This window comes from Streptomyces soli (assembly GCF_003999195.1).
Classification (GTDB): domain Bacteria; phylum Actinomycetota; class Actinomycetes; order Streptomycetales; family Streptomycetaceae; genus Actinacidiphila; species Actinacidiphila soli.
In genome coordinates this window covers 1-6,352 of record NZ_RJVR01000381.1, presented here as the reverse complement: position 1 = coordinate 6,352, position 6,352 = coordinate 1, and the positions used below count along the sequence as shown (strand labels likewise).

The window sequence follows — 6,352 nt, the reverse complement described above, 5'->3', positions numbered from 1 at the left end:
TTTGACGCAGGCGCGGCCTTCGTACTCGCGGCCTTCTCGGTGCTGTCTCCGCCCGACGCCCCCATGCCGACACCGGCGAACCACGCGGCGGCGATCGCGGGGAGCACGAAGCGCTTGCGGGCCCATCTCGGCCCGCTTCCCGGCGTTCGTGGCGGTTGCGGCGCGCGCGGCGTTCCCCAACCGTGCTGCTGGTTGGGCTGGTTTCCCCAGGTCATGCTGTCCCCCCCAAGGACTGCGCAGGAAAGATGACCGTAACGCCGAACGATGGAGATGTGTGAGACATGTGTTCAAGCAGTGACTGATCTGTGATGAAACCGGGCCACCGCTGACACTGGGCTGCCACACTGGGGTTAGGCGCTGACCGCTCGCCGTCGGGGACGCCAACAAGGATGACCACCCCGACCTGATCGGGGTTCGGCCTGCGCACACCGGACGGCTGGCAGTGCTGAACTCGCGGACGCCCTCGGGCCCGCAGCCCTCCCCCGGGGCTGCGGGCCCGACGGCGTGCGGGTCCAGTCGGCCCAGGCTGACGGAGGTGTGGATGTGGCGCGTGACGGCAAGGTTTCCGCTGTCACGCGCCACAGGTTTGCCCGGCTGGGCTCGCCCGGATCCGGGCGAGGGGTGTCAGTTAGTGGTGGTGGCCACCGCCCTGGCGTCCCCAGGACGTGACATCGATGGTGTGTCCGCGGTCGTCACGCAGGGTCGCGGTGTCGGTGTCGTTGTTCCAGACGTAGGCGCGGCGGTCCTGGTAGAGGTCGTGATCGGTGTCACGGCCGGTGCCGGTGTGGACGCGTACCGACTGCCTGCCGACCAAGCGCAGGTGGTCGAAGCGGTAGGTGTGGTGGTCGGCGTCGGTCAGGGTCCAGCCGCCCAGGTTGACCGCGTACCGGCCGGTGTTGGTCACGGTGACCCACTCGGCGTTCAGGCTGCGGTTGGAGCGGTTGTCCCAGCCGGGGCTGTCGTACTGGATGGAGCCGAGCACGACAGACGAACGCTGCTCGTAGCGGGGGTGATCGTCGTGGCCGGCGGCGGTGGCCGGCAGGGTGGCAGCCGCGACGAGCGCGCTGGAGGCCAGGGCGGTGGCGGCCAGATAAGTGATGAGATGGGACATGCGGATCCCCCTTCGTGCGGGCACGGAAGCGGCCGTGCCGGTGGTGCGTAAGTCCCGGCGTTGTGCCGAGGAACATCACTTTCATGGCTGCACGCCATCACATCCCGAAAGACACAGTTTGAGTTACCAAAGCAGGACATGACGGAAACAGTCTCTTGCAGGACCCACGCATCCCGCCACACCCGACGGGTCATCACGTGGCCTCTGCCCCCACCCCGGCGGCGCCCACGCTTCCCCATCCCCGCCACCCTCACCCACCCCACACGCCACCCCGCGCCACCACCCGAACGGCGCCGCTCGCGTGTAACAACGCGCCAGCCCCTCGACTGCGTCCGTGCCCAGGGCCGGGCAGCCGCGCCGTGCCGTCAGCGGCCGGATGTCGTTGGGCAGCTCGTGACGACGACCCGGAAAGCCAACGCCCTGGAATGTGCCGCCCGCTCTTTGATGGAGAAGTACCAGGCTGGGACGTGGGCGCCTATGCCCGAAGAGCGGGAACTCGCCGACGACCTGGCCCGCGTGCGGTGGAGCCCACATTCGTTCCGCGCAGGCCTGCGCGAGCTCCCACCCGCCGTTCACCAGGGCCGACTTATCGGCGTCCTAGACCTAGCGGTCCCGGCCCTCGAAGACACCAGTGCCGACGGCCCGCTGCTGAGCTTGCACGTCCTCATCGACGCTCTCGCTGCCGAGATCTGACCTCAGGGAAGGGCGCGCCGATAGTCCGGCAGTTGTCAGCCGGAACGGCGAGGATCCGACCGGCACCCGGCGGGTAACTCCTTGAGCGGGGACTGACTCCCTCGATGCGAACTACAGGCGGGACAGTCGCTGAGGTCTGCTCGGCTGGTCAGTCGGCTGTTGGCGGTCAGTGTCGGTCGGCTGTGGTCGCGGTGGTTGCTGTGCTCTCGTGCTGTAAAGCGATCTGGTGAGCACAAGGAGTGGGAGCATGTCCCTGTGGTCACCATCGATGTCGGCGCGGTTGCTGATGAGCGTGCCTTGCACCTCCTGCTGAAGCGGGAGCTGGGCTTCCCGGACTTCTATGGCATGAACTGGGATGCCTTCTGGGACGCCATCGCTGGCCTGGTAGCGATCCCCGACCACGTGCGTTTCGTCGGCTGGGACCTACTGGCCGAGCGCGTCCCGCATGGCGCAGAGATGCTCCAGCAGGAGCTGTCCCGCTACCGCGCGGAGCTGCGTATTGAGTTTGTGCCCGAGTACGTGGGCGCCGGCGCTTAGAAGACGCGGGCACGCCCCAGCGGCCTGGCCCAGCAGGCCCGTGCCACCTCCGCGACAAGCTGCCGGGTGCCGTTGCCGTGCGTGCTCGTTGCCGTCAGCGTTGCCGTCACTCGGGGGCGCGAAGACTGCGCGCCCGAAAGAAGCGACGCCCCGACCCGAGGGCCAAGACCAGCACTGTGACTGCCAGCACGACGTTAAGAGTGTCCACGATCATGACGACGGGGTGGGGTGCGAGCAACAGGCTCGGCACCTTGGCGCCGATCATCCCTAGGCCCACGAGGAGGGGGAGCCATGCCCAGATGAAGCGCATGCCCTGGTCAGGGCTCCGTCCCTTGCGAACCTTCGTGCGCTCCCACCACCAACTACCGAGACTTGCGTGAACCAGCGCGCACCCCATCGCGACTACGGACCAGTCCATGAACCGCAGCATCACATCTCCCTTGATCGGCAGGGGCGGAAGCTTGTCGTGTTTCCTGCCAGCCGCCGCAGTTCCCCGTGGATCCCCGCCCGATCTGGCGCGGTTGTAGCACGGGGAACTCTTGATCAGTAGCGCCAGGCCGCGTCCGGCGGTTCGTTCAGCGATGGCAAGCCTGCGTCAGTGCAGATCCACTTGGAAAGGATGACGGTGGTCGACAGGGCAGGCGAAGATCCGCAGGTCGCCCCACCGCCCTACGATGACTCCCGTCTCAGCGTCGCTGGCCACGGTGAACAGCAGCGTCATCCCCGTGTGGCACGTGCGGCAATGGAAGACCATGGGATGCGTCAGGTGCCAGGTCGGCCAGCCACCGAGTTTCCATCCCACGACACGAGTGATCACATCGCCGCCGTCACCGGTCTTGTCAACCAACTCTTCCAACGCCGGGCGGAGCTCCGGGGGCAGCTCCTCCCGGAAGGGGAAATCGGTCAGCGCCTCACCGGTGACGGTGCACGGCTCGGGCAGATAACCATCCTCAGCGTGACGTGAAGGCGATGGCGGGGCCACCAGTCTGCTGTCCACGTCAGCGGCTCGACGCCACCGCAACTCCACGACGGGGCTCACATCGGCTTGTTGAGCGGGGGGATCCCAGTGCTCGTTGGGACACCACAGAATTTGCAAGAGATCGGCGTCAGCGGGCCACCACGGCCCCGGCACCTCCCGCTTGAAGATTTGGACCACCGGCACCATGGCAGTAGCAGGCAGCCCGACGGGGTTCACTTCGTCGGGCAAGGAGCACATAGGCCACGGTTCGTCACTCGGCCAGAGCAGCGGGCCACCGATCGAACTGTCCCCAGGATTCGGCTCCCCTCGCTCGGGGCGAAGCACGACGGCGTCTCGTGCAAAGGGCGCGAGGTCCGGCAGAGCATCGAGTATCGCTTCGGTCGAAGGTCTCAGCGGGTGCGCCATCGCGCCTCCTCCTCGGCTGGCCACAGATCGCTCGTAACGTACAGGCCAGAGGTGACAGAGTGCGCGAGGTCGGTGGCGTCTCAACGGCCGAGGCAAACCAGAAGCCCTCTTCCGTCAGGCTGAGCCCCCTGGCCGGCCGCAGGACTTGAACCTGTGGCCTCATCCTTATCAGGTCGATCACCGGGCCCGGAGATCTGCGGCGGGACGCGTTTCGCCCAGCCTGCTGGACCGATTCCGTCCGCGAGCAATCCGAGTTGGGTACAGATCTTTTGAGGGTTGGCCCACCTGCGATTTCGTACGGATCGAGTCCATCCGTCGCCACGGAGTCGTCGCGGCCGACCTGCCTGCTGTCTCCCACGGCAGCCGTTCGGCCGTGTCGGCGCCGTATGGCCGGGGCGCAACTGACACGGCGTAGCCGTGGTGAATCAAGAACCCGCAAGCCACGCTCGTGCCAGACACCCTCAAAAGATCTGCACCCTTCCAAGTCTGTTGGTGCTGCTCAGGGCTTCGTCCAGCGCCGTTCATCTGCGTTCACCCTGGGCTGCGCTCCATAAGGGGGACCGGCACAGGCCTGGGGTGAACGGCCATGGACGCTGGCTGGCGGATGCTGCCGCCCGCGGACTGTGCGGGGCCTGGGGATCGCCACCTGGTGACGCACGTCAAACACAGGCTCGGCACCCGGTCCCCCGCCCCGGGTCAGGCCATGTTTCCGGCGTTGCGCAGCCGCGCGAAGGACGTGTCCAGCCCCTTCTTCAGCATCCGCGCCACGGGCCGCTCCACGAAGCGGTGGACCAACCAGCTCAGGACCAGGAAGCCGGCGATCACGGCCACGACCAGCAGCCGGGCGTCCATGGTGTCCCGCAGGCGGTTGATCACCGTCGTACCAGCCAGGTAGTGCAGCAGATAGAACGGGTACGTCAGGGCGCCGGCGGTGACGAGCCACTTCCAGCGGATGCGGTCGGTCAGGCCAAGCGCGATCGCGACCATGACCAGCAGGAACCCGCCGAAGATCAGCACGCTCCCCCGCCAGCCGGAGACCTTCTCGACCTCGTCTATGCGCTGCCCCAGCTCCAGCTGGCCCATCAGCCACGCCATGCCGAGGATGCCCCACAGCAGCAGGTCCTGGCCGAACCGGTGCATGAGGTAGAGCGCCAGCCCCGCGATGAAATACCAGGCGCCGTCCGGGTTGGCGACCAGTATCAGCAGGTGGAAGTCGGACACCGGCGCGAGCATCGCGGCGGCGCCCCACACGCAGCAGAACACCACGACCTTGCGGTACGTCAGCCCCGTGGCGACGACGACCATGAAGAGCAGGTAGAAGCGCAGCTCCGACCAGAGGGTCCAGTACACGCCGTCGACGTTCGCCACGCCCGAACCGGACTGCAACATCGTGAAGTTGAGCAAAATCTCGCGCAGCTGCTTCCGCTCCCACACGCCTGGCAGGGCCACCAGGACGCCCGTGGTGAAGACGATGGCGAACCAGTACGCCGGGTAGAGCCGGATCACCCGCGAGACAAAGAACTGCCGCGGGGTGCGGCCCCAGCACGACATGCAGATCACAAAGCCGCTGATCACGAAGAAGATCTCAACGCCGATCCAGCCGTAGGCGGCGAACCGGAACACCGTGGGCATGAAGCCGGACGCCGGCCGGTCCCAGATCGCGTTGCCCGGCTGGTTGACCCGGTAGGTGCCGGCGTAGTGGTGTACGGCCACCATCAGGGCGGCGAGCAGGCGGATGCCGTCGATGGCGTACAGCCGACGGCCCTCCCGCCCGCGGACGGCGGGCCTCGCCGTCGTCCTGGCAGTCCGCGGCGGCTGCTCGGCCACGGCGAGTGGGGGGAGCGGCTTCCGCAACCCGCCCACGACCCGCATCGGTATCGACGATATGTCGTCCGCGCCCTGCATACCTACCTACCCCCATGAGAAAATCCCGCCCCGCCGACTGGCAACACGACGGCTCACGCTACGACAGCCACAAACACCCCACAAGCGTCAGGTGGGGCCTCACCCGGCGACGGCGTCGCGGTTGCGGCGGAAGCCGGCTGCCTCGGACGGGTGGCCGAGGGGCCTCGTAGAGGTCGGCGACGAGACCCAGCGCGCCGCGGTAGAAGGCGACGTAGCCGCGGTAACCCTCCACCTCCACCACCCGCTGGTAGATCGCGGCGCCCTCGGTCGACGCAGACGACGTAGACGACGTAGACGGTGATGTCGTTCCCCGTGGTTCCCCGTCCGATCGGGCACGTGAGGGGCACGGGCAAGGTGATCCTGCTGGCGGTGGCGGCCGCCGGCCCGTGGTCCGGCCTCTTCTACGGTCTCCCGGTACTGGCCTCGCTCGCCTTCTCCACCGGCCGACGCCTGGGCGCCCGAACACCGGGCGCCCAGGCGCGCCGCTACTTCGGCGGGACCTTCGGCACCGGCAGCAGCGGCAGCCGCAGCGCGCCGAACGCGTCCTTGGGGACCGCCGGGTGGTGCGGCTCGACCGCCGCCAGCCGCAGGTAGGGCTCACCTTGGGCGGGGCGGGTGTCCGCCTCGCCCTTGTTGGGCCACAGGGACATCGCGCGCTCCGCCTGGGCGGTGATGGTCAGCGACGGATTCACGCCCAGGTTGGCGGAGACGGCGGCGCCGTC

6 protein-coding genes and 2 pseudogenes are annotated in these 6,352 nt (G+C 67.9%); 2 read left to right on the top strand and 6 right to left on the bottom strand.

Features of this window, described 5'->3' with window-relative positions; all coding sequences use genetic code 11:
• Nucleotides 1-215: pseudogene (locus EFK10_RS49135) on the bottom strand (excalibur calcium-binding domain-containing protein); the annotation flags it as partial.
• Between the two features lie 413 nt (nucleotides 216-628).
• A complete protein-coding gene (locus EFK10_RS45920) occupies nucleotides 629-1,111 on the bottom strand; it encodes a lamin tail domain-containing protein (RefSeq protein ID WP_127361565.1) in 483 nt (160 codons plus the stop codon).
• A gap of 477 nt (nucleotides 1,112-1,588) precedes the next feature.
• On the opposite strand from EFK10_RS45920, the gene EFK10_RS45915 reads away from it, so the two are divergent.
• Together EFK10_RS45915 and EFK10_RS45910 are read left to right on the top strand one after the other, a co-directional pair.
• Complete coding sequence (locus EFK10_RS45915) at nucleotides 1,589-1,804, top strand: hypothetical protein (RefSeq protein ID WP_206305852.1); 216 nt, start codon at nucleotides 1,589-1,591, stop codon at nucleotides 1,802-1,804.
• 255 nt (nucleotides 1,805-2,059) lie between these two features.
• Nucleotides 2,060-2,341, top strand: coding sequence for a barstar family protein (locus tag EFK10_RS45910; protein ID WP_127361563.1), 282 nt, complete (start codon nucleotides 2,060-2,062; stop codon nucleotides 2,339-2,341).
• A 106-nt stretch (nucleotides 2,342-2,447) separates the two neighbouring features.
• On the opposite strand, the gene EFK10_RS45905 is transcribed toward EFK10_RS45910, so the two are convergent.
• The 4 genes and pseudogenes from EFK10_RS45905 to EFK10_RS45890 all read right to left on the bottom strand — a co-directional run.
• A complete protein-coding gene (locus tag EFK10_RS45905) occupies nucleotides 2,448-2,759 on the bottom strand; it encodes a hypothetical protein (RefSeq protein WP_127361562.1) in 312 nt (103 codons plus the stop codon).
• 177 nt (nucleotides 2,760-2,936) lie between these two features.
• Nucleotides 2,937-3,557: a hypothetical protein gene (locus tag EFK10_RS45900; protein ID WP_240677877.1), complete on the bottom strand. Its 621-nt coding sequence runs from the start codon at nucleotides 3,555-3,557 to the stop codon at nucleotides 2,937-2,939.
• An 864-nt stretch (nucleotides 3,558-4,421) separates the two neighbouring features.
• Nucleotides 4,422-5,597 (bottom strand): acyltransferase family protein, encoded by a 1,176-nt coding sequence (locus tag EFK10_RS45895; protein WP_240677876.1) that lies wholly within the window; start codon nucleotides 5,595-5,597, stop codon nucleotides 4,422-4,424.
• Between the two features lie 518 nt (nucleotides 5,598-6,115).
• Nucleotides 6,116-6,352, bottom strand: a pseudogene (locus tag EFK10_RS45890) (cholesterol oxidase); the annotation flags it as partial.

Coding starts and splice junctions, on each gene's coding strand:
- EFK10_RS45895 (WP_240677876.1), bottom strand. CDS start 5,597: ATGCGGGTCGTGGGCGGGTTGCGGAAGCCGCTCCCCCCACTCGCCGTG.
- EFK10_RS45905 (WP_127361562.1), bottom strand. CDS start 2,759: ATGGACTGGTCCGTAGTCGCGATGGGGTGCGCGCTGGTTCACGCAAGT.
- EFK10_RS45915 (WP_206305852.1), top strand. CDS start 1,589: ATGCCCGAAGAGCGGGAACTCGCCGACGACCTGGCCCGCGTGCGGTGG.
- EFK10_RS45900 (WP_240677877.1), bottom strand. CDS start 3,557: ATGTGCTCCTTGCCCGACGAAGTGAACCCCGTCGGGCTGCCTGCTACT.
- EFK10_RS45920 (WP_127361565.1), bottom strand. CDS start 1,111: ATGTCCCATCTCATCACTTATCTGGCCGCCACCGCCCTGGCCTCCAGC.